Consider the following 26948-nt stretch of genomic DNA (forward strand, 5'->3'; position numbering starts at 1 on the left):
GCACTACGCGAACGGAGTCGATCGAGATGGAATGGCTCATCCCGGTTCTGATCATCGTCGCCCTGCTGGTGATCGTGGGGATCTACCTGTGGGCGACCTACAACGGGCTGGTGCAGCTCGGAGTGCGCGTCGATGAGGCGTGGAGCGACATCACGGTGCAGCTGAAGAGACGCGCCGACCTGCTCCCGAACCTGATCGAGACCGTCAAGGGCTACGCGGCCCATGAGAAGGCGGTGTTCGAGAACGTCACGCAGGCGCGGGCCGAGACGATCAGCGCCTCCTCGCCCGGTGAGGCCGGCGTGGCCGAGGGGCACATGCAGCAGGCGCTGAAGTCGATCTTCGCGGTCGCCGAGGCCTACCCGCAGCTGCAGGCGAGCCAGAACTTCCTGCAGCTTCAGCAGCAGCTCGTCGACACCGAGGACAAGATCCAGGCGTCCCGCCGGTTCTACAACGGCGGCGTGCGAGAACTGAACACCAAAATCAAGGTGTTCCCGAACAACCTGTTCGCCCGCAACCTCGGCTTCACGCCGCGCGAGTTCTTCGAGGTGGTCGACGGCGCGTCGATCGCCGAGCCGCCCCGCATCCAGTTCTGATCGCGGCGCGAGGCACGCGTGTATTCGGCGATCGCCGCGAACAAGCGCAACACCTGGTTCATCCTCGTCGGCTTCGTCGTCTTCATCGGGCTGATCGGTCTGGTCGCCGGCTGGCTGATGTCGGGCAACTGGTGGGTGACGGCCTTCGTGCTCGTCTTCGCGGCCGGGTACGCCGGCATCCAGTACTTCGCCGCCAGCCGTGAGGCACTCGCGCTCTCGGGTGCGTTCGAGGTCACGCGCGAGCAGGCGCCGCGGTACTACCGGCTCGTCGAGAACCTGTGCATCACGACCGGCACGCCGATGCCGACGCTCTACGTCGTCGACGACCCGGCGCCGAACGCCTTCGCCACGGGCCGCTCGCCCGACAAGGCCGCGATCACCGTGACCACCGGGCTCTTCGAGCTGATGACCGACCGCGAGCTCGAAGGCGTGCTCGCGCACGAGCTCGGCCACATCCGCAACTACGACATCCGGGTGTCGCTGCTCGTCTTCGGTCTCGTCGTCGCCGTCGGCCTCATCGCCGACATGCTCATGCGCATGGCGTTCTTCGGAAGCATGCGCCGCAACAACAGCAACAACGCGCAGGCCCAGGCGCTGTTCCTCGTGTTCGGGCTCGTCGCCGCGATCGTCGCGCCGCTGCTCGCGGCGGGCGTGCAGGCCGCGATCTCCCGTCAGCGCGAATACCTCGCCGACGCGACCAGCGCCCTCACGACCCGTGACCCCGAGGGTCTCGCATCGGCGCTCGAGAAGCTCGAGGGCGCGAGCACCGTGCTGCAGAAGCCGAACACCTCCATGGCGCATCTGTGGATCGCGAATCCGCTGCGCGGCGGAGGGATGTCGCGCCTGTTCGCGACGCATCCGCCCATCCCCGATCGGGTCGAGCGCCTGCACGAGATGGGCGGAAAGTTCTGACTAGGACGGCGCCCCGACGCACGCCCGAAGCGGAATGCACCCGACCCTAGACTGAGTCGATGGGCGCTCGCAGCCGCGGCGTCAGGTCGACGGGCCGTGCCCGAGGAGGACTCCCGCGTGAGCGAGCCGACACTTGCCGAGTTCGAGGATGCCGCAGCCACCCTGGCTCCGCTGATCGCCACCACCCCCGTGGACAGCTCGCACTTCCTCTCCGAGGTGCTCGGCGCCCCGGTGCACCTGAAGCTGGAGAACCTGCAGCGCACCGGCTCGTTCAAGATCCGCGGCGCCGCCTACCGGCTCTCCCGGTTGAGCGAGGAGGAGCGGGCCCGCGGCGTCGTCGCGGCATCGGCCGGAAACCACGCGCAGGGCGTGGCGCTCGCCGCCCAGCGCCTCGGCATCCCGGCGACGATCTTCATGCCTCTGGGCGTCCCCGTGCCCAAGCTCCTCGCCACCCGCGGCTACGGCGCCGACGTCGTGCTCGACGGGCCGACCGTCGAGACGCCGCTGCGCCTCGCCGCCGAGTTCGCCGAGCGCACCGGGGCCGTGTTCATCCACCCCTTCGACCACCTCGATGTGATCCTCGGGCAGGGCACACTCGGCCTCGAAGTATTCGACGCGGTGCCCGACGTCCGGACGGTCGTGCTCGGCATCGGCGGGGGAGGCCTCATCTCGGGTGTCGCCGCCGCCATCAAGCTGCGTGCGGCCGCCGAAGGTCGCGAGGTGCGGATCATCGGCGTGCAGGCCGAGAACTCGGCCGCCTACCCCTCGTCGATCGCGGCGGGCGAACCGCTCGAGGTCGACACGACGCCGACGATCGCCGATGGCATCGCGGTCAAGCGCCCCGGTGACATCCCCTTCGCGCTCGTGCAGCGCTACGTCGACGAGGTCGTCACCGTCAGCGACGACGACATCGCCCGGGCCATCCTCGTGCTCCTCGAGCGCGCGAAGCAGGTCGTCGAGCCCGCCGGCGCGGTCGGCGTCGCCGCCATCCTCACCGGAAAGGTGCCCGCAGACGGACCGACCGTCGCCATCCTCTCGGGCGGCAACATCGACCCGCTGCTGCTGCAGCGCGTCGTCGCGCATGGGCTCGCGGCATCCAATCGCTACACGAGCCTGCGCATCCCGCTGCCCGATCGTCCCGGCCAGCTCGCCCGCGTGTCCGAACTGCTCGCCCTCGCGGGCGCCAACGTCATCGAGGTGCTCCACACCCGCCACGGGCAGGGGCTGCTCATCAGCGAGGTCGTGCTGCAGCTCAGCGTCGAGACGCGCGGTGACGAGCACCGTGCGCTCGTGCTGCGCACGCTCGAAGAGGCCGGCTTCCAGCCCACGATCGTCGCCGACTGAGACGACGACTGGCCGGCCCCCGAGGGGGACCGGCCAGTCTCACGTCGGTGCGTTCAGCCCGTGAACGTGTCGACCTTGATGATCTCGACGGCGATCTCGCGGCCGTTCGGCGCGGTGTAGGAGGTCTTCTCGCCCTCCTTGAGGCCGAGGATCGACGAACCCAGCGGGGAGACCTCGCTGTAGACGTCGAGGTCGGTGCCTCCGGCGATCTCCCGGTTGCCGAGGAGGAAGACCTCTTCGCCGCCCGCGACCAGCGCGGTGATGACCGTGCCGGGCTCCACGACGCCGTGGCTCTCGGGCGCGTCGCCTACCTTCGCGCTCTTCAACAGCGCCTGCAGCGTGCGGATGCGCGCCTCCTGCTTGCCCTGCTCGTCCTTGGCGGCGTGGTAGCCGCCGTTCTCCTTCAGGTCGCCCTCTTCGCGGGCGGCCTCGATGCGCTTGGCGATCTCCTCGCGGCCCGTCGTGGACAGGTGCTCGAGTTCGGCGACGAGGCGGTCGTACGCCTCCTGGGTCAGGAAGGTCACCTGGTTTTCCGTGGACACGGTGTCTCCTTCGTCATACGGCACGACGCCCCGGCTCCCGCCAGGGCGTCGTCATTCGATCCCGACAGGCTACGGCACCCAGCAGGTGTTGACAAAACCCGTGGTCGCGATGCCCGTCACGGGGATCTGCTCGGTGAACGCCTGCGCGTGGGTGCCCGAGGCGGGGTACTGCACGACCTTCCAGCCGACCACGCCGTGGTCGGCGTCATCGGCCTCGAGCACGCAGGCGATCGCCTTGTCGGCGGGACCGGTGATCTGGAAGGTCACGGTCACCGTGTGGTCGTCGACCAGGTGGAATGCGGTCGTCGTCGTGTCCACGGCGTCGGCCGCGGAGGCGAACGCGTACCACGCGATCACTCCCACACCCGCAGCGATCGCCGCTCCCGCGCCGAGCGTCCACCAGCGCCGCGAACGGCGCGAGCGAGTGCGCCCGTAGCGCTCATCGAGCAGCTCCTGCGTCGTCATGAGGGTCACGGCTTTCGTTGATTAGGCTGGTGCTTCAAGGCTATGCGCTCGCGCGCGGAACTGAGGACAGATGCACCCGGTGATCTGGTGGCTGGCGGCGACCGATACCCCCACCCCGACCCCCTCGCCGAGCGACGTCGACCCGATCCTCGTCACACCGGGACCGGCCGGATTCATCGTCGGCGGCGTTCTCGCCGTCGCCGTCTTCTTCCTCGTATGGGACATGCTGCGCCGCATCCGCCGCGGAAACTACCGCGCGCAGATCAACGAAGAACTCGACGCCGCAGAGGATGCTGCGGCATCCGGCGACGACGACGGGTCGCCCCGCGCCTGACGACGGCCGCCCCCTCAGGCGTTGAAGGCCGGACGGAGGCAGATGAGCAGGCTCGCCGTCCAGTGGCACAGGAACGCGAGCACGGTGCACACGTGGAAGATCTCGTGGAAGCCGAACGCCCCGGGCCACGGGTTCGGCCGCTTCAGCGCGTAGACGACGGCGCCGGCCGTGTAGAGCAGCCCGCCGACGACGACCAGCACCATCATCGCGACGTTCGCCGCGACCAGATCGCCGATGTACATGACCGCCGCCCAGCCGAGCACGATGTAGAGCGCGACGTAGAGCCAGCGCGGCGCGTTGATCCAGAGCACGCGGAAGAGGATGCCGAGGAGCGCCCCACCCCACACCAGGGACAGCAGGAGCGTCGACTTCTGGGGAGGGAGGGCGAGGAGACCGAGCGGCGTGTACGTTCCCGCGATCAGCAGCAGGATGTTCGCGTGGTCGATGCGCTTGAGCGTCGCCTTGACGCGCGGTCCCCAGTTGAAGCGGTGGTACACGGCGGAGTTGCCGAACAGCAGCAGCGAGGTGGTCATGAAGATCGCCGCCGCCCACTTCGCGACGGTGCCGTCTGCGAGGCAGATGAGCACGATGCCGGCGGCGAGGGCCACGGGGAACGTGCCGGCGTGGATCCAGCCGCGCCAGGTGGGCTTGAGATCCGTGTGCGCGGCAACCGCTCCTGCCTCGAGGAGCGGGAGCTGAGGGACGTCTCGCGAAGAACGGCTCATCGGAACGAGACTACGGGCGTGCCCATGCCAGCCGTCGTACATGGGGTGAATACGCAGCAGAGCGATAGCGTAGGACGGTGATGTCGAGCCGAACGCAGGAGGGCCGCGGTCCGCTGTACCGCCTCTACATCAATCGTCTGCTGCGTCAGATCCCGCCTGCCCAGGTGCCGCGTCACGTCGCGATGATGATCGACGGCAACCGGCGGTGGGCGAGACAGCTCGGTTACGACTCGGCCGCACACGGGCATCGTGCCGGCGCGGCCAAGATGCGCGAGTTCCTGCGCTGGTGCGACGACGTGGGCGTCTCGGTGGCCTCGCTCTACCTGCTCTCTGTCGACAACCTCCGTAAACGGGACAGCGGAGAGCTCACCGACCTCATCGAGATCATCGGCCAGCTCGCCGACGATCTGTCCCATGAACGGGACTGGCGCGTGCAGCCCGTCGGTCGACTCGACCTCCTTCCCGACGAGCTGCAGCGCGTGCTGAGAGATGTCGCCTACCGCACCGCCGCGCACACGGGCATGCACGTCAACCTCGCGATCGGGTACGGCGGACGCGGCGAGATCGTCGACGCGGTGCGCAGCATCATCACCCAGCACGACGAGCGTGGCGGAACCCTCGAGGAGCTCGCCGCCAGCCTCACGCCCGAGCAGATCGCCGAGCATCTCTACACCGGAGGGCAGCCCGATCCCGACCTGGTCATCCGTACCTCGGGGGAGCAGCGCCTCAGCGACTTCCTGCTCTGGCAGAGCGCCCACAGCGAGTTCTACTTCGTGGAGGCGCTCGGCCCCGACCTGCGCGAGGTCGACTTCCTGCGCGCCATCCGCGACTTCGCCTCACGTGATCGCCGTTTCGGCGGCTGATCAGGTACTTTTCGCGCGTATCACAACGGACGCGGGCTGTTCACGAAGCCGTAACGCGAGACACGCCGCGCCGAATGCGGGTGATAGAGCCGTTGGTCGTAGGTTGTGCTCATCGGGCAAGGCGCCCGGTCGAGTCGGCCACCTGGATCGCGACTCGTGGCCCAACGGTCGACTCGCGAGTCACCGGGACACGTCCCGGGTCGGGAGCGGTTGTGACCACACGAGCACCACGCCAGCAGCAGCGAGTCACCGAGCACCAGAGCGCAGATCAGTTCACTGACCTGCGCTCTTATGTTTTGGACACCTCCGTCCTGCTGAGCGATCCACGCGCGTTCTTCCGGTTCGCGGAGCACTCCGTCGTGATCCCCGTCGTGGTGATCACCGAACTCGAAGGGAAGCGGCACGATCCCGAACTCGGCTACTTCGCCCGGCAGGCTCTTCGCCACCTCGACGAGTTGCGCGTCGAGCACGGCAGACTCGACTTCCCGGTCCCGGTCGGCGAGGGCGGCACGCTCCGCGTGGAGCTGAACAACACCGATCCGACGGTGCTCCCCTCGGGCCTGCGCCTGGGAGACAACGATTCGCGCATCCTCGCTGTCGCGCTGAACCTCATGTCCGAGGGTCACGACGTGACCGTGGTCTCCAAAGACCTCCCGATGCGCGTGAAGGCGTCCTCACTCGGCATCATCGCCGAGGAGTACCTGGCCGAGCAGGCCGTGGACTCGGGCTGGACGGGGATCGCCTCGGTGAATCTCACGGGCGATGAGATGAGCGACCTCTACGAGACGGAGATCGCGGTGAGCGAGGATGCCGCAGGCCTCCCCGTCAACACCGGTCTCATCATCCACTCCGAGCGGGGCTCGGCACTCGGCCGGGTTTCGGGCGACGGCTCGTTCCGCCTCGTGCGTGGCGATCGCGATGTCTTCGGCCTCCACGGTCGCTCCGCCGAGCAGCGCATCGCGATCGACCTGCTCACCGATCCCGGCGTCGGCATCGTGTCCCTCGGTGGGCGCGCCGGCACCGGCAAGTCGGCGCTCGCCCTCTGCGCGGGTCTCGAGGCAGTGCTCGAACGGCAGCAGCAGCGCAAGATCATCGTGTTCCGGCCGCTGTTCGCGGTCGGTGGCCAGGAGCTCGGCTACCTTCCCGGTGACCAGGCCGAGAAGATGAACCCCTGGGGTCAGGCGGTGTTCGACACGCTGGGCTCGGTGGTCTCTTCCAACGTGCTAGAGGAGGTCACCGAGCGCGGCATCCTCGAGGTCCTCCCGCTCACCCACATCCGCGGTCGCTCGCTGCACGACGCGTTCGTGATCGTCGACGAGGCGCAGTCGCTCGAGCGCAACGTGCTTCTGACCGTGCTCAGCCGCATGGGGCAGAACTCCCGCGTCGTGCTCACCCACGACGTCGCCCAGCGTGACAATCTGCGCGTCGGACGGCACGACGGCGTGGCCTCGGTGATCGAGACGCTCAAGGGGCACGAGCTGTTCGGTCACGTCACGCTCCAGCGCAGCGAGCGGTCGGCGATCGCGGCCCTCGTGACCGATCTGCTCGAGGCCGGCGAACTGTCCTGAGGCATCTCGAGCGCCCCCCTGAAAGATGAGAACACTCTCATCTGGAAAGGGGGGCGTTCGGCGCCTGGACGCGTCAGGATGGATGCAGCGGCGACGAGGTTCGCCTGCCGCATCGGATCGGCTCCCCCCACCCCCCCATGTCGATCCGGTGGATAACTGAGTGATCGCGACGGACCCCCGGTTGTCGCGACCGAGGATCGGACGGTTCGGGTTCCGAGTCTCCTCGTCAGCCCCCGGTGCCCCCACACCGGGGGCTTCTCGCATGAGGGGTCAGTCCCACCGATAGCCGGCTCCGCGCACCGTCGTGATGCGATCGGCGCCGAGCTTGCTGCGGAGGTAACGAACGTAGACATCGACCACGTTCGAGCCGGGATCGAAGTCGAGACCCCAGACCTTGCTCAGCAGATACTCGCGGCTCAGCACCTGGCCGGGGTGCCGGAGGAACTGCTCGGCGAGCGCGAACTCCCGCGCTGACAGATCGAACTCCCGTCCGTCGACGGCGGCCCGTCGGGTCATGACGTCGAGGGCGACCTCCCCGCGCACGATCGTCACGGGCGTCGTGGGCGTGGTGTTCTCGCGCAACCGAGAGCGCACCCGAGCCAGCAGCTCCTCGAACGTGAAGGGCTTCGCGACGTAGTCGTTCGCGCCGGCATCCAGCCCATCCACCGTGTCGCGTGTCGACGTGCGGGCGGTCAGCATGATGATCGGCACGGAGGAGCCCTGCCCGCGCACCTGACGCAGGACCTCGAAGCCGTCGATGCCGGGGAGTCCGACGTCGAGGAGGACGAGATCGATGTCGGGGGAGAGCGCACGTTCCGCGCCGTCGAAGCCGTTGTCCACGATCTCCGTCTCGTAGCCGGCGGTCTCCAATCCCCGCTGCACGAAGGTCGCGATACGGGGTTCGTCTTCGACGATGAGGATGCGGGTCATTCGGAGGCCTTCCGCTGGTGCAGCACGTCTTCGGCGCGCACCGGAGTCGGCAGCGCGGGGGCACTGCGGTGCAGGGGGAGTTCGATCGTGAGCGTGGCGCCGCCGCCCGGCGTCTCCGTCACGACGCAGGAACCGCCGTGAGCCCGGGCGATCGCGTCGACGATCGCGAGGCCCAGGCCCGAACCGTTCACGCCGCGCCCCGCCTGCGCCCTGTCGAACCGTCGGAACACACGCCGCCGGTCCGCGGGTGCGATGCCGGGTCCGTGATCGCGCACCCACAGCCGAGCGACGTCGTCCACGACCGCGCTGCCGATCTCGATCGTGCTGCCCGCGGGTGCGTACTTCGCCGCATTGTCGGCCAGCTGCAGCCATGCCTGGCGCAGACGGGCGTCGTCGCCCACGACGACGCCCGAGCCTCGGTCGGTGACGACCCAGAGATGATCGGGGATGGCCGTGACGAGCCCGCCGACCCGAAGGGTCAGATCGAACACGTCGATGTCCTGGCGCTGGAACTGGTCGCTGTCCTCCGCGGACGCGAGGAGGTCGATGTCATCGACGAGCTGGGTCATGCGGTCGAGCTCGGACAGGCCGAGCTGACGGACGCCCTCGACATCGAGGGGGTCGCGCGGATTCATCATCTCGAGATGGCCGCGCATGATCGTCAGGGGTGTCTTCAGTTCGTGCCTGACGTCGTCGAGCAGTTGCCGCTGGGTGTCGACGGAGGCCTCGAGACGGTCGAACATCGAATTCACCGTGCGCGTGAAGTCGGCGATCTCGTCATCGCCGTCGGTCTCGACCCGGTCGCCGAAGTGGCCGAGTGTCACGGCTTCCGCGGTCTCCTGGAGTCGTCGCAACGGTGCGAGCAGTCGTCCGGTCAGGAACCAGCTCATGAGCGCGACGGCGGCGAGCACTGCGACTCCGGCGATCGCGTAGCTGATCACCGAGGCGCGGAACGGCAGCAGCTCGGCGTCGAGCCCGACGATCCGCACGTAGGCGCCGGTGCGCCCGTCGCCCGGCACCGAGACCGGCTGCACGATGTAGCGCACGGTGCCGGCATCGGCGGTCGTGACGGTGCCCAGCACGGTGTGGCCGTCGGCACCCGGTTGGGCGAGGGCGGCGGAGACGATCTCCTTCTCGTCGCCCTCACCGAACTCCGTGCCGGCGGCCGGAAACACAGCCGCCTGTCCGTCGACGATGCCGAAGACCGCCTCGTTGGGCACCGGCAGGAAGCCGGTCACGACCGACTCGAGGTACGCGGGCACCGACGTCGCCGTGGCCGGTGACGGCAGGCTCTTCACCTTCTCGGTGAGCTTCACGTCGATGCTCGCGAGCGTGCGCTCGTACTGCAGGAAGAAGCTGATGGCGCCGGTCAGCAGCAGTCCGAGCGTCGTGACGGCCACGAGAGCGCTGAGGATCCGCATGCGCGCGGACGTAACTCGCCGTGACTGCTCCACGCTCCGATTATGGCGCGACCCGCCTGCGGCCCCTCGGAAGAGGCCACAGGCGGGTCGGATGCCGCGGGGTCAGCCGGCGTGCGTCATCGAGAGCAGGTCGAGCTTCTCGTCGAGCTGCTCGAGGGTGATCTCGCCGCGCTCGACGTAGCCGAGGTCGATGACCGCCTCGCGCACCGTGATGCCCTTCTTGACCGAGTGCTTCGCGATCTTGGCGGCGGCCTCGTAGCCGATCACCTTGTTGAGGGGCGTGACGATCGACGGCGACATGCCGGCGAACGCGGCGGCACGCTCGAGGTTCGCCTCGAGGCCGTCCACCGTCTTGTCGGCGAGAACTCGGGTCGCGTTCGCGAGCAGACGGATCGACTCGAGCAGCGCCGTGCCCATGACCGGGATCGCGACGTTCAGCTCGAACGCGCCGGATGCCCCGGCCCACGCGACCGTCGCGTCGTTGCCGATGACCCGCGCGGCGACCATGAGTGTCGCCTCGGGGATGACGGGGTTGACCTTGCCGGGCATGATCGAGGAGCCGGGCTGAAGGTCGGGGATGTGCAGCTCGCCGAGGCCCGTGTTCGGGCCCGAGCCCATCCACCGCAGGTCGTTGTTGATCTTGGTGAGCGACACCGCGATGGTGCGCAGGGCGCCGGATGCCTCGACGAGGCCGTCTCGCGCGCCCTGGGCCTCAAAGTGGTCTTCGGCCTCGGTGATCGGCAGGCCGGTCTCGGCGGCGAGCAGGGCGATGACCTTCTGTGGGAAGCCGAGCGGGGTGTTGATGCCGGTGCCGACGGCCGTGCCGCCGAGGGGCACCTCGCTCACGCGGGGGAGCACCGCATCGATGCGCTCGATGCCGAGACGCACCTGGCGTGCGTAGCCGCCGAATTCCTGCCCGAGGGTGACGGGCGTGGCATCCATCAGGTGGGTGCGGCCCGACTTGACGGCGTCCTTCCAGAGCACGGCCTTCTTCTCCAGTGCCACCGCGAGGTGGTCGAGGGAGGGCTGCAGGTGCTCGATGAGCGCCTGCGTGACGGCGATGTGCACGGAGGTGGGGAACACGTCGTTCGACGACTGCGAGGCGTTGACGTGATCGTTCGGGTGCACGGGGGAGCCGAGTCGCGCCGTCGCGAGGGTGGCCAGCACCTCGTTCATGTTCATGTTCGACGAGGTGCCGGAGCCGGTCTGGTAGGTGTCGACGGGGAACTGGTCGTCGTGGGCGCCGGTGATGACGTCGTCGGCCGCCGCGGCGATCGCGTCGGCGATTCCCGCGTCGAGGGTGCCGAGCTCCTTGTTCGCGAGCGCGGCCGCCTTCTTGATGCGGGCGAGGGCGGCGATCTGCGCGGACTCGAGGCCGGTTCCCGAGATCGGGAAGTTCTCGACGGCGCGCTGCGTCTGTGCGCCGTAGAGCGCCGCGATGGGTACGCGCACCTCCCCCATGGTGTCGTGCTCGATGCGGTACTCGGTCTCGGTCACAGCGTTGTCCCTTCCCAGTGCGGTGTGTGCGGTCAGTTCGTCTCGCCGCCGACGACCACGACGGGCACGGCGGTTCCTTCGGCGAGACGGTAGTTGGCGCCGACGATCGCGAGAGTGCCGGCGGCGACGGCGGTGGAGATGAGCTCGGAGGACTGCAGCAGTGCGTGCACGGTGTTGCGCAGGTGCTCTCGGCCGACGTGCTCGGGGTCGGCGTGCGCGGCCGGAACGTGCTCGGCGCGCATCACTGTGCGCACGGCCGGCACGATGGGCGCGATCTGGTGCCAGATGTGCGTCGGCAGCTCCGGGGCGTCCTCGCCGGTGGAGTCGATCGCGGCCTGCACGGCGCCGCAGGCGTCGTGGGCGAGCACGACGATGAGGGGAACGTTGAGCGCGGCGACCGCGTACTCGAGGCTGCCGACGACGGAGTCGGAGATCACCTGGCCGGCATTGCGCACGACGAACAGGTCGCCGAGCCCTTCGTCGAAGATGATCTCCGCCGCGAGGCGCGAGTCGGCGCAGCCGAAGAGGGCGGCCCGCGGGCGCTGCGCGGCGGCGAGCTCGTGGCGGCGCTCGACATCTTGACGCGGATGCTGCGGCGCGCCCGTCACGAAGCGGGCGTTGCCCTCGAGCATCTGGTTCCAGATGGTGAGCGGAGCGGTGTCGGTCATTGCGCGGCTTCCCGGAGTGTGCGGATCTGTGCGGTGAGGTTCTGTGCGAGCTCGGCGGTCTGCGCCGCGGTCGCAGTGCCGTAGAGGAGGATCGTGTCCTTGCCCGCCGATGTCGCGAGCGCGTACGACACGTTCCCGGCCTTGCTCGGATCGGAGATGTCGTATCGCGTCCAGTCGATGCCGTCGATCGCGAGCGTTCCGTCGGAGGCGGCGCCCGACAGGGTGCGCACCACCCATCCCGAGTCGGCGTCGAACCCCTGGGCGGCACGCAGGTAGCCGGCGGAGTCCGGCACGTAGACGATCGTCCACGCGCTGACGCTGTCGCCCTCGACCTGAGCCTGGTTCACCGTCCAGCCGGTGGGGGTGGCGGGTGCGATGACCGCACGGTTCATGCTGGCCGAGAGGCTCTGCGCGAGGGCGGCCACGTCGGGCGCGGGCGTCGCGGCGAGCTGTCCGCGGGGCACGGCGAGCACGACGACCACGACGATCGCCATCGTGGCGAGCAGGGCGGCGAGGAGGTTCCGGAACGTCTTGCTCGACCGGTAGGCCCGCGACGACTCGGCCTTGCGGTCGGCGGTCTCCTGCGGGGTCTCGGCGCGGCCGAGCTCGGCGACGATGCGCTCGGTCATCAGCTCTCGTCGCCTTCGGCGGTGGACCGTGCCGCGTCGAGGCGCCGCTTGGCCCCGCGCAGCCACTCTTCGCAGCGGGCGGCGAGCGCCTCGCCGCGTTCCCACAATGCGAGGGAGTGCTCGAGAGTGGGGGCGCCCTGTTCGAGCTCCGCGACCACCCGCACCAGTTCGTCGCGCGCCTGCTCGAACGAGAGTTCGGCGACGTCAGACGGGCGCGCGTCCGAGTCGGTCATGCCCACCATCCTAATCTCCGGCGGTCGCCGCCGACGGCCCCTCGGCGAGCTCGCCCTCGCTGCGCGCGGCGAGCGAGCCGCGTCCGACGGTGACGACCAGGGCGCTCCCCGTGGGGGCGTCGGCGGCGTCGCGCAGCACGCGCCCGTCGGGGTGGTAGGCGATCGCGTAGCCGCGCGCGAGTGTCGCGCCGGGGGAGAGCGCGCGCAGCGCGGCGCGCAGTTCCGCGCTCTGGCGGGCCGCGGCATCCCATCGTCTGTCGACGGTGTCGCGACCGCGCGCGGTCAGCAGCACGAGCTCGTGCACCCGCGGGTCGAGCAGGGCGTCGGGCGTGCGCAGCACGGGACGGGAGCGCAGCTGCTCGAGCTGGGCGATGTCGTGCTGCACGCGCTGGGTCAGCCGCAGCGTCGCGCGGGCGCGCAGCTGCTGCACGATGGCGCGCTGCTCGCCGACGTCGGGCACGACGCGCTTGGCTGCATCCGTCGGCGTCGAGGCGCGCAGGTCCGCGACATCGTCGAGGATCGGATGATCGTTCTCGTGCCCGATCGCACTGACGACGGGGGTGGATGCCGCGGCCACCGCGCGCACGAGGCGTTCGTCGCTGAATCCCAGAAGGTGCAGCGGGTCGCCGCCGCCGCGGGCGATGACGATGACGTCGACGTCCGGGTCGGCGTCGAGCAGCTCCAGGGCGGCGACGATCTCGCCGACGCTGCGCTCGCCCTGCACCGCTGCGTGCTCGACGCGGAACCGCACGCCCGGCCAGCGCAGCTCGGCGTTGCGGAGCACGTCCTTCTCGGCGTCGGAGCGCTCGCCGGTGATGAGGCCGATGCGCTGGGGCAGGAACGGCAGCGGCCGCTTGCGGGACGCGTCGAACAATCCCTCGGCGTAGAGGGCGGCGCGCAGGCGCTCGATCCGCTCGAACTGGTCACCGAGACCGAGCGGATGCATCGCCGAGACGATGACGCTGAAGTCACCCGACTTGACGAAGTAGTCCGCCTTCACCGACGCGACGACGTGGTCGCCGACCTTCAGATCGTCGGCGAGACGGCTGCGGACGCTTCCCCAGATGCGGAACGCGATGCTGGCGTCGGAGTCGGGATCGGTCAGACGTCCGTACACGTTGCCGGCCCGCAGGTTCCAGGAGGTGATCTCGCCCTCGACCCAGACCGACCCCCAGGCCGACACGAAGTCGCGGATGGTCTGGTTGAAGCGCCCGACGGAGGTCGGGGCATCCTTCGTGGCATCCCTCGGGTGCACGGACGCCGGCGGAGGGGTCTCGCCGGGGGCGAGCTCGGGCTCGAACCTGGCCATGCGATCCTCCCGCGCCCTCCCAGGCGTCGATCATTAGACTCGACGGGTGACCTCCGCCGCCGTCTCCCTGCCTGTGCCCCGTGTTCCGGGCCGTCGCGGGCGCCTTCAGGATAACCCGGTCGACGGCGTCAAGAAGGTGCTGCTCGCCGCCCCGCGCGGCTACTGCGCGGGTGTCGACCGCGCCGTCGTGGCCGTCGAGAAGGCGCTCGAGCGGTTCGGCGCCCCGGTCTACGTGCGCAAGCAGATCGTGCACAACATCCATGTGGTGCGCGAGCTCGAGAGCAAGGGGGCGATCTTCGTCGACGAGGTCGACGCGGTGCCCGAGGGGGCGCACGTCGTCTTCAGCGCGCACGGTGTGTCGCCCGCCGTGGTGAACGCGGCATCCGATCGCGGTCTCGTCGCGATCGACGCGACCTGCCCGCTGGTCACCAAGGTGCACCGCGAGGCGGTGCGGTTCGCGCGCGACGACTTCGAGATCCTGCTGATCGGCCACACCGGTCACGAGGAGGTCGAGGGGACCGCCGGAGAGGCGCCCGACCACGTGACGATCGTGAACTCGCCCGCCGACGCCGCCACCGTCGAGGTGCGCGACCCGTCGAAGGTCGTGTGGCTGTCGCAGACGACGCTGTCGGTCGACGAGACGATGGAGACCGTGCGGCGTCTGCGCGAGCGCTTCCCCGAGCTGCAGGATCCGCCGTCGGACGACATCTGCTACGCCACCCAGAACCGCCAGGTCGCCATCAAGAAGGTCGCGCAGGGCGCGGACCTCGTGATCGTCGTCGGATCGGCCAATTCGTCGAACAGCGTGCGGCTGGTCGAGGTCGCCCTCGAGCACGGCGCGAAGGCGGCGTACCGCGTCGACTACGCGTCGGAGGTGCAGCAGGAGTGGCTCGACGGCGTCGCGACCGTCGGGGTGACCAGCGGGGCTTCCGTTCCCGAGGTGCTCGTGCAGGAGGTGCTCGACGAGTTGTCGGGCGCCGGCTACTCCGACGTCGAAGAGGTGCGTACGGCCGAGGAGGACCTGCTGTTCTCGCTGCCGAAGGAACTGCGTCAGGATGCCACGGGTCGCCGCGACGCCCGGGCGCTGGGAGGGCGATCCGGCCGTGAGTGACCCGCAGGAGTCCCCCGAGGAGCGCCCGCGCCCGCAGTTCGGCGAGTACGCCACGCCCGAGGAACAGCGCGCCCGCATCCGTCAGCCCTCCGTCACCGACCACCTGTCGGACGGCATCGCGCCGCCGCCGCCGGCCGCGCCTCCCGTCCTTCCGCCCCCGGCGCCGGTCAGCGGCGCGGCGGTGCGGCGGCCTCGACTCATCGACCGCGTCGCGACCTTCGTGCTGCTCGGCTACGGGCTGGTCACCGTGCTGAGCGCCATTCCGCAGTTCGTCGACTTCACCGGTTTCGTCAGTACGCTCTCGCAGGTCATGGGTCTGCGATCGGACCTTCCGGTGCCCGCGTCGGGTCGCGCGTGGGGCATCGCCGCCGCCGTCGTGCTCGGGGTCGGTTGGCTCGCCACGTTCGTGCTCTCCTGGGCCGTGACACGTTCGGGGCGTCTCGCCTTCTGGATCCCGCTCGTCGCGGGAGCCGTGATCAACATCCTCGCGTCGTTCCTGGTCGTCGTGCCGCTGCTGTCGGACCCGGCCTTCCTCACCGCCATCCAGAGCGTCGGCGTCATCGCGCCGAGTTCGACCGCCACCTGAGGGAGACCGCCATGCCTCGCGTCATCGCCGTCTGCGTCGTGCACGACCTGCGTCCCGATGCGGGCACGGTGGGCGTGACGGCGATCGACAAGCGGCCCGTCGAGGGCCCCATGAAGGTGGGTCCTTACGGCGTCTACGCCGACGTGCAGGCGGACCGCAAGCATCATGGCGGCCTCGACCAGGCCGTCTACGTCTATGCCGAAGAAGACGCGCGGTTCTGGGAGGGCGAGCTCGGCCGAATGCTCGCGCCCGGCTTCTTCGGGGAGAACCTGCGGGTCGAGGGGCTGGATGTCAACGCCGCGCGTGTCGGCGAGGTCTGGCGCATCGGCGCGACCCTCGAAGTACAGGTGACGTCGCCGCGCAAGCCCTGCCAGACATTCGCGCGGTGGGTCGGCGGTGACGACGAGCGCGGGTGGGTCAAGCGATTCACCCGCGAGGGGCGTCTCGGCCCCTACCTGCGCGTGCTCACGCCGGGCGAGGTCGCGGCCGGAGATGAGATCACGGTGCTGTCGGTGCCGGATGATGCCCCCACCGTGATCGACGGGGTTCCGGGCGTCGCGCGAGCCGCGGCATCCGCTCTCTGACGGCCGGTCGCTCCGCGGTCACCCGGCTCGGCGCCGGAGCGTGACCCACCGCGGCGACGGGCACGGATGCGTGCACCGTCGACGGGGGGAGCCGGAGACGCGACGACGCCCCGCCCACCGAAGTGAGCGGGGCGTCGTGGGAACGTGTCAGGCGCCGAGCGACTTGCCCGCCGAACCGAGCTGCTGCGTGGCCTCGACGACGCGCACGGCCATCGCCGACTCGGCGACCTTGCCCCAGGCGCGCGGGTCGTAGGCCTTCTTGTTGCCCACCTCGCCGTCGAGCTTGAGCACGCCGTCGTAGTTGGAGAACATGTAGCCGGCGATCGAGCGGGTGAACGCGTACTGCGTGTCGGTGTCGATGTTCATCTTCACGACGCCGTTCGCGACCGCGAGCGCGATCTCCTCGGGGGTCGAGCCCGAGCCGCCGTGGAAGACGAGGTCGAGCGGCTTGGGGCCGGTGCCGAACTTCTCGGCGATGCCGGCCTGGATCTCGCCGAGGAGCTCCGGGCGCAGCTTGACGTTGCCGGGCTTGTAGACGCCGTGCACGTTGCCGAAGGTCAGGGCCGAGATGTAGCGGCCCTTCTCGCCGAGCCCGAGGGCCTCGACGGCCTTGGTGACGTCACCCACGGTCGTGTAGAGCGCGTCGTTGGTGCCCTCGTGCTTGACGCCGTCCTCTTCGCCCCCGACGACGCCGACCTCGATCTCGAGGATGGCGTGGATGTTCTTGAGGCGGGGGAGGAGTTCGGCGGCGATGTCGATGTTCTCGTCGAGGGGCACCGCGGAGCCGTCCCACATGTGGGACTGGAAGATCGGGTTGCGACCGGCGCGCACCTCTTCCTCGGACGCCTCGAGAAGGGGCAGCACGAAGCCGGGGAGCGCGTCCTTCGGGCAGTGGTCGGTGTGCAGGGCGACGGTGATGTCGTAGTTCTTGGCGACCTCGGTGACGTACTTGGCGAAGGCCAGTGCGCCGGTGGCGCGGGCCTTGACGGTCTGGCCGGCGAAGTAGTCGGCGCCACCGGTGGTCACCTGGAGGATGCCGTCGGAGCCCGCCTCGGCGAGGCCCTGGAGGACGGCGTTGATCGTCTGCGAGCTCGACACGTTGATCGCGGGGTACGCGAAGCCGCCGGCCTTCGCGCGGTCGAGCATGTCGGCGTACTGATCAGGGGTGGCGACGGGCATGGGGGCTCCTTGAGTGAGGCGTCGTTTCCATGCGCAACTCTAGCGAAGGGGCCCGGATGCCGCGGCTCCGCCGCCGTGCGAAAGAAGCGGCGATCTTTCGGGGCTCAAGCGCCGAAAACGGCGGGGTTCGACACACTTCGATCGATAGGCTGGCGTCCATGGTGAGTCTGACCGCGGACATGAGCCCGCTGCATCCCGATCGAAACCTGGCTCTCGAGCTCGTCCGTGCCACCGAGGCCGCCGCCATCCGGTCGGTGCCGTTCATCGGCCGCGGGGCGAAGGAAGCGGCCGACGGTGCCGCCGTCGACGCGATGCGCGCGTTCCTCGGCACCGTCAACTTCGACGGCGTCATCGTCATCGGCGAGGGCGAGAAGGACAACGCCCCCATGCTCTTCAACGGCGAGCACGTCGGCACCGGTCGCGGCCCGCAGTGCGATGTCGCCGTCGATCCCATCGACGGCACGTCGCTGACGGCCGCGGGACGCAACAACGCGCTGTCGGTCATCGCCGTGTCCGACCGCGGCGCGATGCTCGACGCGTCGAGCGTGTTCTACATGGACAAGCTCGTGACGGGTCCTGCCGGCGTCGGCGTCGTCGACATCCGCCTGCCCATCGGCGAGAACATCCGCCGCCTCGCGAAGGCGACCGGCAAGCCGGTGGAGGAGATCGTCGTCTCGGTGCTGCACCGCGATCGTCACGAGCGTCTCATCGAGGAGATCCGCGAGGCCGGTGCGGGCACCCGCCTCATGTCGGACGGCGACGTCGCCGGCGGCATCAACGCGGCGCGGCACAACGCACGCACCGACATCTGCGTGGGTGTGGGCGGCAGCCCCGAGGGCATCGTCACGGCCTGCGCGATCAAGGCGCTCGGCGGCCACATTCAGGGGCGCCTCTGGCCCCGCAACGACGACGAGAAGCAGCGCGGTCTCGACGCCGGGCTCAAGTTCGACGATTTCGTCTACGAGGCCGACGATCTGGTCAAGGGAAACAACACGATCTTCGTGGCGACCGGAGTCACCGACGGCCAGCTCGTCGGCGGTGTGCGTCGCGAGGGCGACCACATCTACACCGAGAGCGTCGTGCTGCGCGGCGCATCGGGAACCCTCCGTCGCATCTCCTCGGAGCACCTCACCTCGAAGTGGCTCTGACGGTCTTCGACGACGTTTGCCACGGCGACACGACCCGGTGCCGCGGCGGCGGTCTGGCAGAATGAGACCGTCGCCCGCGCCCGCGGGCGGGCTTGCGTGAAGGGACAGAGGATGTCGGCACCCACCGGTTCCACTCCCGATTCCGCGACTCCGCAGACAGGTGCGATGAAGGTCGTCGCCGCCGCGGTCGACCCGGCGCGACGCCCGGACGTGCTGCTGCGCAAGCGGCGCCCCGAGGGCGAGCAGATGAGTGCGTGGTGGCCCATCGGCGCGTTCGTCGTGATCTCGGCGATCGTGATCGCGCTCATGAACTTCGTACCCGGCGGAGCTTGAGCCACTCGTCGCCAGCTGCTCGGACGGTCGCTTCGGCGGGCGCCGTCAGTCGTCGATCGCCGCGAGCAGTTCGGGTGCGGTGAGCCGACGCGGCGACTTCTCGATCGGTGCCGGTGCGATGACGGCGTCGCGCTTGGTCTCGTCGATCCCGGGGAACCTGCGCGCTGTCACGAGCACCCGCGACTCGAGCGAACCGGCGAAACCGTTGTAGGCGTCGACAGTGCGCTCGAGGGCTCGGCGGAGCGAGTCGGCGTGCCCGGCGAGACCGCCGAGCCGCTCGTAGAGCTGCGATCCCAGGTCGAACAGGGTGCGTGCCTCGGCGGAGACCTCCTGCTGCGTCCAGGTGAAGGCGACCGTCTTCAGCACCGCCCACAGGTTCACGGGCGACGCGAGCGCGACCCGTCTGGTGAACGCGTAGTCGAGCAGGGCGGGGTCTTCATCGAGGGCCGAGGCCAGCAGAGACTCGCTCGGCAGAAAGCAGATGACGAACTCGGGGCTCGCGTCGAGGCCCGCCCAATATGCCTTCTTCGCCAGGGCGTCGACGTGGGCGCGCACCGCGCGGGCGTGCCGCGTCATGAGCGTGCGGCGGCGTTCGCCGTCGTCGCCGGTCGCGGTGAGCGCGATCGCGGATGCCTCGAGGTAGGCGTCGAGCGGAACCTTGGCGTCGAGGGCGAGGGCCTTGCCGCCGGGGAGGCGCACCACCATGTCGGGACGGCCCGCACCGGCATCCGAGGACAGCGGACTCTGCAGGTCGAAGTCGACGTGGCGGGTGAGGCCCGCTGCCTCGACGACGCGACGCAGCTGCGTCTCGCCCCAGACGCCGCGTGTGGCGCCCGAGCGCAGCGCGCTCGCGAGCGACTCGGTCGTCGCGCGCAGCGCCTCATCCGATTCCTGTGCGCGGCGCAGCTGCTCGGCCAGGGAGCCGTATTGCGTCTGACGCTCCCGCTCGAGCTCGTCGACCCGGCGCCGCATCACGTGCAGCGTCTCGCTGACCGGCGCGAGCGCGCGCAGCACCGACTGGTCACGGCGCTCGCGATCGTCGCGCGTCTCGAGTTCGGCGCGCGCGTGTGCGAGCTCCTCCCGCGCTGCCGCGGTGGCGGCCTCCGCCGCTGCCACCCGCGCCCGCTGGTCGCTCTGGGCGCGGGCATACCGGGCGGATGCCACGGCCCACGCGACGACCGCGCCGATCACGGAGGCGACGATCGCGATCACGACGGTGGCGGCATCCATGGTCACAGTGTGGGGGAGGGTGCCGACATCGTCAGGCGGCGACGGCGGCGGGCTCGGCGAGGGTGCCGATGCGCACGCCCGCGAGCGCGGCGAGCTCGTCGATGTCGCCGGCGCCGAGGCGTCGGGCGGCGTCGATCATGATGTGCGCGCAGGCCGCGGCATCCGCTGTCGCGTCGTGGTGGGGGAATGGGCCGAACCCGGCCGCGTCGGCGACCGCCGGGAGACGGTACGACGGCAGGTCGTAGACGCGGCGCGCGACCTGCACGCTGCAGGCGTAGCGCGCCGGAGGGCACGCGTCACCGGTGGCCTCGCAGGCCCGCCGGATGACCGCCATGTCGAAGCCCGCGTTGTGTGCGACCAGCATGTCGTCGCCCGTGAAGCGCGCGAGAGCGGGCAGCTGCTCGGTCCAGGTCGGCGCGCTCTCGACATCGTCGGGGTGGATGCCGTGGATGCCCACGTTGATCTCGAAGAACCGGTCGTGGCCGGCGGGCGGGCGGATCAGCCAGCCCGCGGTCTCGACGATGCGTCCGTTGCGCACGCGTGCGAGCCCGACGGCGCACGCCGACGCACTGGAGGAGTTCGCCGTCTCGAAGTCGATCGCGGTGAAGTCCAGGGCCACGCTCCTACCGTGCGCCCGCGCGCCGGGACGTCCGGTGCGCCACGCCGACGACGGGCGGATGTCGCGCTGCGGCCGTCGTGCCCCCGGCGTAGGGTCGCAGACATGGCAGGCAGAGACCAGATGTCGACCTCGTTCGGTGCGGTGGCGGGGACCTATGAGGCCGGGCGACCCGACTATCCGTGGCAGGCGGTCGGGTGGATGCTCGAGCCCGCGCTCGACGGCGACCGCCCGCTGCGCGTCGCCGACGTCGGCGCCGGCACCGGGAAGCTCACCCGCGTCGTCGCGGCCGGTCGCGCCGAGGTCGTCGCGATCGACCCCGATCCGGCGATGCTCGCCCAGCTGCGTGACACCGTCCCCGGGGTTCCCACGTTCGTCGGCTCCGCCGAGCAGCTGCCGCTGCCCGCGGCATCCGTCGACGCCGTCGTCCTGGGGCAGGCCTGGCACTGGGTCGACGTCGGGCCCGCCTCGGCCGAGATCGGTCGGGTGCTGCGCTCCGGAGGTGTGCTCGGACTGGTGTGGAACCTGCGCGACGATCGCGACCCGTGGGTACGTCGCATGACCGAGGTGATGCACGGCTCGAACGCCGAGAACATGATGGATGCCGGCGGCCCCACGGTCGAGGCGCCGTTCGACGATCTCGAATCCGAGGTGTGGGACTGGGCTCGGCCGATGACCGCCGAGCAGCTGTGGGCGATGATGCGCTCGCGCAGCTACATCATCACTGCCAGCCCGGCCGATCGCGGGGCCATCGAGGAGCGCTTCGCCGCGGTGCTCGCCGAGCGTCCCGAGCTCGCCGCGGGCGGCACCATCGACCTTCCGTACCGCACTCACGCGTTCCGCGCGCGACGGCCGTGAGCGCACGATGAACGGCCGCCCACTCACCGTCTGCAACTTCGTGACCGTCGACGGGCGCTACGAAGACGACACGCACGACATCGCCTCGTTCTTCGCGCACCAGCACCCCGACTACGCGGGCGCCGACACGTTCGACCACTACACGACCGCGCTCATGCGGGCCAGCGACACCCTGCTGCTCGCGGGACGGCGCTCGGCGCTGCAGAACCTCGCGTACTGGCGGTCGGTCGAATCGGATGCCGCCGCCACCGCGATCCGGCGGGAGTTCGCTGCGCTCATCCGTACGATCGAGGTGGTCATCGTCTCCGACACCGTGTCCGAGGCGGACCTCGCCGATCATCCGCAGGCGCGGGTGGTGCGTCGGGCCGAGGCCCGTGCGGAGGTCGCCGCACTGAAGCGGCGGGACGGGCGCGGCATCCTCGTGCTGCTGTCGCGGCTGCTGTGGAACGACCTGATGCACGCCGGTCTCGTCGACGAGCTGCACCTCGTCACCTTCCCGCTCATCGCGGGCACCGGCGTGCCGCTCTTCGATGCCAAGCCGGCCGTCGCGCTGAAGCTGCTCGAGACCCGCACGTGGACCGGAAGCGGCAACGTGCTCATGCGCTGGCGGGTCGATGCCGCCGAGTCGCGGCATCCGCGCCCGTAGACTGAACCCCCGTGGCTCTCACCATCGGAATCGTCGGACTCCCGAACGTCGGCAAGTCGACCCTCTTCAACGCCCTGACCAAGAACCAGGTTCTCGCCGCGAACTACCCGTTCGCGACGATCGAGCCGAACGTGGGCGTGGTGAACCTGCCCGACGTGCGCCTACAGCAGCTCGCGGATGTGTTCCACAGCGAGCGGCTCGTGCCCGCCTCGGTGTCGTTCGTCGACATCGCGGGCATCGTGCGCGGAGCGAGCGAGGGGGAGGGGCTCGGCAACCAGTTCCTCGCGAATATCCGCGAGGCCGACGCCATCGCGCAGGTCGTGCGCGGCTTCGCCGACGCCGACGTCGTGCACGTCGACGGCAAGGTCGACCCGCAGGCCGACCTCGAGACGATCGGCGCCGAGTTGATGCTCGCCGACCTGCAGACCCTCGAGAAGGCGATCCCGCGCATCGAGAAGGAGGTCAAGAGCAAGAAGACCGATCCCGGTGTGCTCGATGCCGCGACCGCCGCGAAGGACGCCCTCGAGCGCGGCGTGCTGCTGTCGGCATCCGCTCTCGACCTCGCGCCCATCAAGGAACTCGGACTGCTCACCGCCAAGCCCTTCATCTTCGTCTTCAACGTCGACGAGTCGGTGCTGACGGATGCCGCCCGTCTCGCCGAGCTCGCGGCACTCGTCGCCCCCGCGAAGGCGGTGTTCCTCGACGCGAAGATCGAGTCCGAGCTCATCGACCTCGACCCCGAGGATGCCGCGGAGCTGCTGGCCTCCACCGGTCAGAGCGAGTCGGGTCTCGACCAGCTCGCGCGCGTCGGCTTCGACACGCTCGGGCTGCAGACCTACCTGACCGCGGGCCCGAAGGAGGCCCGCGCGTGGACGATCGGCAAGGGCTGGAAGGCCCCGCAGGCCGCCGGAGTGATCCACACCGACTTCGAGAAGGGCTTCATCAAGGCCGAGGTGATCTCGTTCCAGGACCTGCTCGACGCTGGGTCGGTCGTCGAGGCGCGCTCGCGCGGCAAGGCCCGCCTCGAGGGCAAGGAATACGTCATGCAGGACGGCGACGTCGTGGAGTTCCGCTTCAACAACTGAGGCGGGGCTGGCGGGAGTGGCGTCTCGCCGGTGCGGTTCTGTCCGCACGATGGCGCACCGACTCGCGACGGCGCGCCGAGACGCCCTCGCGCACCCGACCCCGCAGCGACGCAGCGATTGGCGAGTCTGGCCTCCGCCCGGGAGACTGGACTCACCGCCGCACATCGCCGATCGGCGACGTCGCGCTCCGCGGCGCAACTGACGTGAGAGGACCCTCGACATGGCCGCCACCCAGACCTTCGACCCCGACGCGCGCGCCATCCCGTTCGCCGAGGAAGGCGTCGGGCCTGCCGTCGTGCTCATCGCGGCCCGTGGCCTCACGATCGACTACCTCAGCCCCCTCAGCCACTCGCTCGCCACCGAGGACTTCCGTGTCGTGCGCATCGGCGCCCGTCACGACGCGGATGCGGCGGCCCCGACTGACCGCGCGCAGGATGTCGTCGACCTGCTCGACCACCTCGCGATCGACCACGCCTGGATCGGCGGGCATCGCGACGGTGGCACCGTCGCCCGCTTCGTTGCCCTCGACCACCATGACCGCGTGAACGGCGTGCTGCTGCTCGGCGTCGAGGACGGCGACCTGCCCGCCCCGGCCGACGGTGTGCCGGTGCTCGTCATCCAGGGCACCGCGGACACCGTCACTCCCGTGGCCAACGGCGAGGCGCTGCGCGCGCAGGCCCCGGGCCTCGTGAGCGTCGTGCCGGTCGAAGGCGGCGGCGACATGTTCCCCACCACACACGTCGGCGCCACCTCGTGGGCGATCGAGGACTACCTCGACTGGGACTGACGGTGACCGACGCCCCGGCCGGCCGGATCGAACCGCGCACGGCGGAGGAGCTGATGCGATCGCGCTTCGCCGCGTTTCGTGATCGGGATGCCGCGTGGCTGGTGCGTACGTGGCATCCGTCGACCGTGCCCGACGTGCTCGACCTCGACGACTCGCCCCGCTGGCGCGGGCTGCAGATCGTCGACACCGTCGCGGGCGGCCCGGACGACGCACACGGTGTCGTCGAGTTCCGCGCCACCTACGTTGACGCGGATGGCACCCTCGGCGTGCTGCACGAGCGGTCACGCTTCGTTCGCGACGGCGAACGCTGGTTCTACATCGACGGAGATCTCTTCGCTGGGTGAGGGATCGGCACGTCTTGTCAGATGTCCGAGTAGTCGTTCCCGTTGGAGTCGATGTACTGCACTCGGCCGTTCTTGGTCTCCACGCCCAAGAAGGCCTTTCCTACCTGTCCGGGATGGGTGAGCGACGTCGTGCCATCGACGGGGACGGCGTCGAAGGCGAAACTCTCGAATGTGTCCGTGCCGTTGCCGTACGTGTAGTCGCTGATTCCGCCCGCCGCGACGACGTGCGTGACCGTGTCACCGACGCTTACTCCGTCGGGTGTCGTGAGGACGAGGCCGTTGGAGGCGGCGGCAGAGAATTGCATCGAACACGTCCCGTGGTCGTTGAGCGCCAGCGCGACGCCGGACCATGTGACGACCGTGCCCGAAAACGGGCTCGGCTGAGGGGTGCGCTTCTGAGCGCCGAGGTACTGCGTTGCGATGGCTTCGACTGACGCGCAGTCCGTGAACGAGGCGGTTGCGAGTGAGGCGCCGCTGGTAGAGCTGACAGTGAGTTCCGTGCGGCTGAGCTCGATCTTCCCGGCCACCGGACGGGCGGACGGCGACGCCATTGGACTCGCGGTTGGGCTCGAGGCGAAGGTAGTCGGGTTCGAAGCGATCGGTTCGCTGGATACGCCACTGCATCCGCTCAGGGCGGCGACCGACGCGAGCGCGACGATAAGGAGAGCGAACGGCCGAGAATCGGATCTGAACGACGTCATAGCATCACCATAGGGCGCCGATAGCCGAAGTTCTCACCCCTCCCACCCGAACGCGTTGAACCAGTCCGCGCGCCTCGACGCCTCGCGATCCGACCGTGCCCCGCGGAAGGCATCGTGACGCCACAACGCGCCGGAATCCGTGAGGCGCACGAACCCGAGACAGACGGGGCAGAGGGCTCGTCCTGCGGGAAAGCCATCGTCGAGCCGGGGAGCAGGCTGCGCCGTGGCGCCCGAGCCGCGGCATCCGGGCTCGTCCTGCTCGCGATCCGACCACATCAGCGACGTGCCCGCCCGGTTGTGCAGCCCCGCGTGTCCGATGGCGCGCGTGCACACCGCGCCGTCGCGTCGGCTGAGGCACCAGCGGGTCGGGGGAGTGTCGGTCACCTGGCCACTGTAGGCGGGCAGCGGAAGGGCGGGGCCGCCGCGCGACCCCGCCCACGACCGGATGCCGCGGTCAGTACTTCATGACGATGCGGCCGTCGATCTTGCCCTGCTCCATGCGCTCGAACACCTCGTTGATGTCGTCGAGCGACTCGACGGCGATCGTCGGGTGGATCTCGCCGCGCGCGTAGAAGTCGAGGGCCTCGATCATGTCCTGCCGCGTGCCGACGATCGACCCACGGATCGTGATCGCCCGCAGCACGATGTCGAAGATGTTCGCGGGGAAGTCCCCCGGGGGAAGCCCGTTGAACACGATGGTCGCGCCGCGACGGGCCATTCCGAGTGCCTGACCGAACGCCTTCGGGTGCACAGCGGTCACCAGCACGCCGTGGGCGCCGCCGGTGAGCTCCTGCACGGCAGGTCCCGGGTCGGTCGTCGCCGCGTTGACGGTGACTTCGGCACCGTGGGTGCGGGCGAGCGCGAGCTTCTCCTCGTCGATGTCGACCGCAGCGACGCGCATGCCCATCGCCCGGGCGTACTGAACCGCGATGTGGCCGAGACCACCGATTCCGGAGATCACCACCCACTCGCCGGGCTTCACCTCCGTCATCTTCAGACCCTTGTAGACCGTGACACCCGCACACAGGATCGGCGCGACCTCGTACGGGTCGGAACCCTCGGGAATTCGCGCGGCGAACCGCTCGTCGACGAGCATGTACTCGCCGAAGCTGCCGTCGACGGAATAGCCGCCGTTCTGCTGCTCAGGGCAGAGGGTCTCCCAGCCGGTGCGGCAGTACTCGCACACGCCGCACGCGCTCCACAGCCACGCGTTGCCCACGCGGTCGCCGACCGAGAGGGATGTCACGCCCTCGCCCAGTGCGACGACCTCGCCGTAGCCTTCGTGACCCGGGATCAGATTCGCCTTCGGCGCGACCGGCCAGTCGCCGCGCGCCGCGTGGAGGTCGGTGTGGCACACGCCGCTCGTGATCACTTTCACGAGTGCCTGGCCGGGACCCGGAGACGGGATCGCCACGTCTTCGACGACCAGCGGTTCGCCGGAGGTCGTGACCACCGCGGCGCGCATGGTGCCGGTGGGCACGGTGCCGCGATCGAGGTTCGGACGGGCGTCGGTGAGAATCGACATCGTCATCACTCCTTCGTGTCGGGGAACGGCCCCGGACCCCTTCCGAGGTTCCGTGATCCCCGTCGCGCTGTCGACGCTACGCCGGGGCCCGTTGCATGCCGTTGCCGCATGTTGCGGCCGAGGTTCGTGCGCGAGGGGCGGTGGTGACGGGCGTAGATTGGGCGGATCGGCCGTCCGGCCGG

General features: G+C 69.8%; 32 protein-coding genes. 16 read left to right on the forward strand and 16 right to left on the reverse strand.

Translation table 11 applies throughout. The annotated features are described in order from the left end of the window. Positions 1-26 precede the first annotated feature (26 nt). From RR49_RS13885 to ilvA, 3 genes are all read left to right on the forward strand, one after another. Entirely contained in the window at positions 27-593 is a 567-nt protein-coding gene (locus RR49_RS13885) for a LemA family protein (protein ID WP_045248677.1), read from the forward strand. Between the two features lie 18 nt (positions 594-611). Further along, a complete protein-coding gene (locus tag RR49_RS13890; RefSeq protein ID WP_045248678.1) occupies positions 612-1505 on the forward strand; it encodes a M48 family metalloprotease in 894 nt (297 codons plus the stop codon). Positions 1506-1622: 117 nt separating this feature from the next. Then, positions 1623-2849 (forward strand): threonine ammonia-lyase, encoded by a 1227-nt coding sequence (ilvA, locus tag RR49_RS13895; RefSeq protein ID WP_045248679.1) that lies wholly within the window; start codon positions 1623-1625, stop codon positions 2847-2849. Between the two features lie 53 nt (positions 2850-2902). Here ilvA and greA read toward each other — a convergent pair whose 3' ends face one another. Continuing rightward, positions 2903-3391 carry a transcription elongation factor GreA gene (gene greA, locus RR49_RS13900; RefSeq protein ID WP_045248680.1) on the reverse strand — a complete coding sequence of 163 codons (489 nt, stop codon included), beginning with the start codon at positions 3389-3391 and terminating at the stop codon, positions 2903-2905. 69 nt (positions 3392-3460) lie between these two features. Continuing rightward, entirely contained in the window at positions 3461-3856 is a 396-nt protein-coding gene (locus RR49_RS13905) for a DUF4307 domain-containing protein (RefSeq protein WP_045248740.1), read from the reverse strand. Between the two features lie 70 nt (positions 3857-3926). Between RR49_RS13905 and RR49_RS13910 the strand changes: the two genes are divergently transcribed. Continuing rightward, positions 3927-4190 (forward strand): FeoB-associated Cys-rich membrane protein, encoded by a 264-nt coding sequence (locus RR49_RS13910; protein ID WP_045248681.1) that lies wholly within the window; start codon positions 3927-3929, stop codon positions 4188-4190. A gap of 14 nt (positions 4191-4204) precedes the next feature. Here RR49_RS13910 and trhA read toward each other — a convergent pair whose 3' ends face one another. Next, complete coding sequence (gene trhA, locus RR49_RS13915; RefSeq protein WP_045248682.1) at positions 4205-4915, reverse strand: PAQR family membrane homeostasis protein TrhA; 711 nt, start codon at positions 4913-4915, stop codon at positions 4205-4207. Between the two features lie 80 nt (positions 4916-4995). Here trhA and RR49_RS13920 point away from each other — a divergent pair, with 80 nt between their 5' ends. Both RR49_RS13920 and phoH2 read left to right on the forward strand, forming a co-directional pair. Next, positions 4996-5778, forward strand: a complete 783-nt coding sequence (locus RR49_RS13920) for an isoprenyl transferase (RefSeq protein WP_045248683.1) — start codon at positions 4996-4998, stop codon at positions 5776-5778. A gap of 212 nt (positions 5779-5990) precedes the next feature. Further along, on the forward strand, positions 5991-7346 hold the full coding sequence (phoH2, locus tag RR49_RS13925; RefSeq protein ID WP_045248684.1) for an RNA 5'-3' helicase PhoH2: 1356 nt from the start codon (positions 5991-5993) through the stop codon (positions 7344-7346). Positions 7347-7616: 270 nt separating this feature from the next. Here the strand turns inward: phoH2 and RR49_RS13930 are convergent, their stop codons facing one another. The 7 genes from RR49_RS13930 to xseA form a co-directional block, all read right to left on the reverse strand. Continuing rightward, positions 7617-8276: a response regulator transcription factor gene (locus RR49_RS13930; RefSeq protein ID WP_045248685.1), complete on the reverse strand. Its 660-nt coding sequence runs from the start codon at positions 8274-8276 to the stop codon at positions 7617-7619. Then, positions 8273-9697, reverse strand: coding sequence for a HAMP domain-containing sensor histidine kinase (locus tag RR49_RS13935; protein ID WP_048808834.1), 1425 nt, complete (start codon positions 9695-9697; stop codon positions 8273-8275). The genes RR49_RS13930 and RR49_RS13935 overlap by 4 nt, the downstream gene beginning before the upstream one ends. Before the next feature lie 102 nt (positions 9698-9799). Continuing rightward, positions 9800-11194, reverse strand: coding sequence for a class II fumarate hydratase (locus RR49_RS13940; protein ID WP_045248686.1), 1395 nt, complete (start codon positions 11192-11194; stop codon positions 9800-9802). A gap of 32 nt (positions 11195-11226) precedes the next feature. Further along, on the reverse strand, positions 11227-11862 hold the full coding sequence (locus RR49_RS13945) for a carbonic anhydrase (RefSeq protein WP_045248687.1): 636 nt from the start codon (positions 11860-11862) through the stop codon (positions 11227-11229). After that, positions 11859-12491, reverse strand: a complete 633-nt coding sequence (locus RR49_RS13950) for a DUF4245 family protein (RefSeq protein ID WP_045248688.1) — start codon at positions 12489-12491, stop codon at positions 11859-11861. The genes RR49_RS13945 and RR49_RS13950 overlap by 4 nt, the downstream gene beginning before the upstream one ends. Continuing rightward, positions 12491-12724 (reverse strand): exodeoxyribonuclease VII small subunit, encoded by a 234-nt coding sequence (locus tag RR49_RS13955; protein ID WP_045248689.1) that lies wholly within the window; start codon positions 12722-12724, stop codon positions 12491-12493. Before RR49_RS13955 ends, RR49_RS13950 begins: the two co-directional genes overlap by 1 nt. Positions 12725-12734: 10 nt before the next feature. Continuing rightward, positions 12735-14033 carry an exodeoxyribonuclease VII large subunit gene (gene xseA / locus RR49_RS13960; RefSeq protein WP_045248690.1) on the reverse strand — a complete coding sequence of 433 codons (1299 nt, stop codon included), beginning with the start codon at positions 14031-14033 and terminating at the stop codon, positions 12735-12737. 73 nt (positions 14034-14106) lie between these two features. Here xseA and RR49_RS13965 point away from each other — a divergent pair, with 73 nt between their 5' ends. The 3 genes from RR49_RS13965 to RR49_RS13975 are packed head-to-tail and all read left to right on the forward strand — an operon-like array spanning position 14107 to position 16314. Next, positions 14107-15144, forward strand: a complete 1038-nt coding sequence (locus RR49_RS13965) for a 4-hydroxy-3-methylbut-2-enyl diphosphate reductase (protein WP_045248742.1) — start codon at positions 14107-14109, stop codon at positions 15142-15144. Next, complete coding sequence (locus RR49_RS13970) at positions 15137-15730, forward strand: DUF6264 family protein (RefSeq protein ID WP_045248691.1); 594 nt, start codon at positions 15137-15139, stop codon at positions 15728-15730. The genes RR49_RS13965 and RR49_RS13970 overlap by 8 nt, the downstream gene beginning before the upstream one ends. 11 nt (positions 15731-15741) lie before the next feature. Continuing rightward, positions 15742-16314 carry an MOSC domain-containing protein gene (locus tag RR49_RS13975; protein ID WP_048808837.1) on the forward strand — a complete coding sequence of 191 codons (573 nt, stop codon included), beginning with the start codon at positions 15742-15744 and terminating at the stop codon, positions 16312-16314. 147 nt (positions 16315-16461) lie between these two features. On the opposite strand, the gene fbaA is transcribed toward RR49_RS13975, so the two are convergent. Further along, positions 16462-17493: a class II fructose-bisphosphate aldolase gene (gene fbaA / locus RR49_RS13980; protein WP_045248692.1), complete on the reverse strand. Its 1032-nt coding sequence runs from the start codon at positions 17491-17493 to the stop codon at positions 16462-16464. 158 nt (positions 17494-17651) lie between these two features. On the opposite strand from fbaA, the gene glpX reads away from it, so the two are divergent. Together glpX and RR49_RS13990 are read left to right on the forward strand one after the other, a co-directional pair. Continuing rightward, positions 17652-18641: a class II fructose-bisphosphatase gene (gene glpX / locus RR49_RS13985; RefSeq protein ID WP_045248693.1), complete on the forward strand. Its 990-nt coding sequence runs from the start codon at positions 17652-17654 to the stop codon at positions 18639-18641. A gap of 111 nt (positions 18642-18752) precedes the next feature. Then, positions 18753-18974 carry a hypothetical protein gene (locus RR49_RS13990; RefSeq protein WP_045248694.1) on the forward strand — a complete coding sequence of 74 codons (222 nt, stop codon included), beginning with the start codon at positions 18753-18755 and terminating at the stop codon, positions 18972-18974. A 45-nt stretch (positions 18975-19019) separates the two neighbouring features. Here RR49_RS13990 and RR49_RS13995 read toward each other — a convergent pair whose 3' ends face one another. Continuing rightward, a complete protein-coding gene (locus tag RR49_RS13995; RefSeq protein WP_045248695.1) occupies positions 19020-20204 on the reverse strand; it encodes a DNA recombination protein RmuC in 1185 nt (394 codons plus the stop codon). 31 nt (positions 20205-20235) lie between these two features. Further along, positions 20236-20823 (reverse strand): exonuclease domain-containing protein, encoded by a 588-nt coding sequence (locus RR49_RS14000; RefSeq protein WP_045248696.1) that lies wholly within the window; start codon positions 20821-20823, stop codon positions 20236-20238. 102 nt (positions 20824-20925) lie between these two features. Here RR49_RS14000 and RR49_RS14005 point away from each other — a divergent pair, with 102 nt between their 5' ends. From RR49_RS14005 to RR49_RS14025, 5 genes are all read left to right on the forward strand, one after another. Beyond that, a complete protein-coding gene (locus RR49_RS14005; RefSeq protein ID WP_045248697.1) occupies positions 20926-21678 on the forward strand; it encodes a class I SAM-dependent methyltransferase in 753 nt (250 codons plus the stop codon). A 7-nt stretch (positions 21679-21685) separates the two neighbouring features. Continuing rightward, positions 21686-22324: a dihydrofolate reductase family protein gene (locus tag RR49_RS14010; protein WP_045248698.1), complete on the forward strand. Its 639-nt coding sequence runs from the start codon at positions 21686-21688 to the stop codon at positions 22322-22324. 11 nt (positions 22325-22335) lie between these two features. Then, positions 22336-23409, forward strand: coding sequence for a redox-regulated ATPase YchF (gene ychF, locus RR49_RS14015; protein ID WP_045248699.1), 1074 nt, complete (start codon positions 22336-22338; stop codon positions 23407-23409). Between the two features lie 220 nt (positions 23410-23629). Beyond that, a complete protein-coding gene (locus tag RR49_RS14020) occupies positions 23630-24196 on the forward strand; it encodes an alpha/beta fold hydrolase (RefSeq protein WP_045248700.1) in 567 nt (188 codons plus the stop codon). A 2-nt stretch (positions 24197-24198) separates the two neighbouring features. Next, the gene (locus RR49_RS14025; RefSeq protein ID WP_048808838.1) at positions 24199-24540 is read left to right on the forward strand and encodes a YchJ family protein; all 342 of its coding nucleotides are present in this window, start codon (positions 24199-24201) and stop codon (positions 24538-24540) included. Between the two features lie 17 nt (positions 24541-24557). Here RR49_RS14025 and RR49_RS14030 read toward each other — a convergent pair whose 3' ends face one another. From RR49_RS14030 to adhP, 3 genes are all read right to left on the reverse strand, one after another. Beyond that, on the reverse strand, positions 24558-25067 hold the full coding sequence (locus tag RR49_RS14030) for a hypothetical protein (RefSeq protein WP_211255168.1): 510 nt from the start codon (positions 25065-25067) through the stop codon (positions 24558-24560). 207 nt (positions 25068-25274) lie between these two features. Beyond that, entirely contained in the window at positions 25275-25625 is a 351-nt protein-coding gene (locus RR49_RS14035; RefSeq protein WP_045248702.1) for a hypothetical protein, read from the reverse strand. Positions 25626-25695: 70 nt separating this feature from the next. Continuing rightward, a complete protein-coding gene (gene adhP, locus RR49_RS14040; RefSeq protein ID WP_048808839.1) occupies positions 25696-26766 on the reverse strand; it encodes an alcohol dehydrogenase AdhP in 1071 nt (356 codons plus the stop codon). Between the last annotated feature and the right edge of the window lie 182 nt (positions 26767-26948).

This window comes from Microbacterium ginsengisoli (assembly GCF_000956535.1).
Classification (GTDB): domain Bacteria; phylum Actinomycetota; class Actinomycetes; order Actinomycetales; family Microbacteriaceae; genus Microbacterium; species Microbacterium ginsengisoli.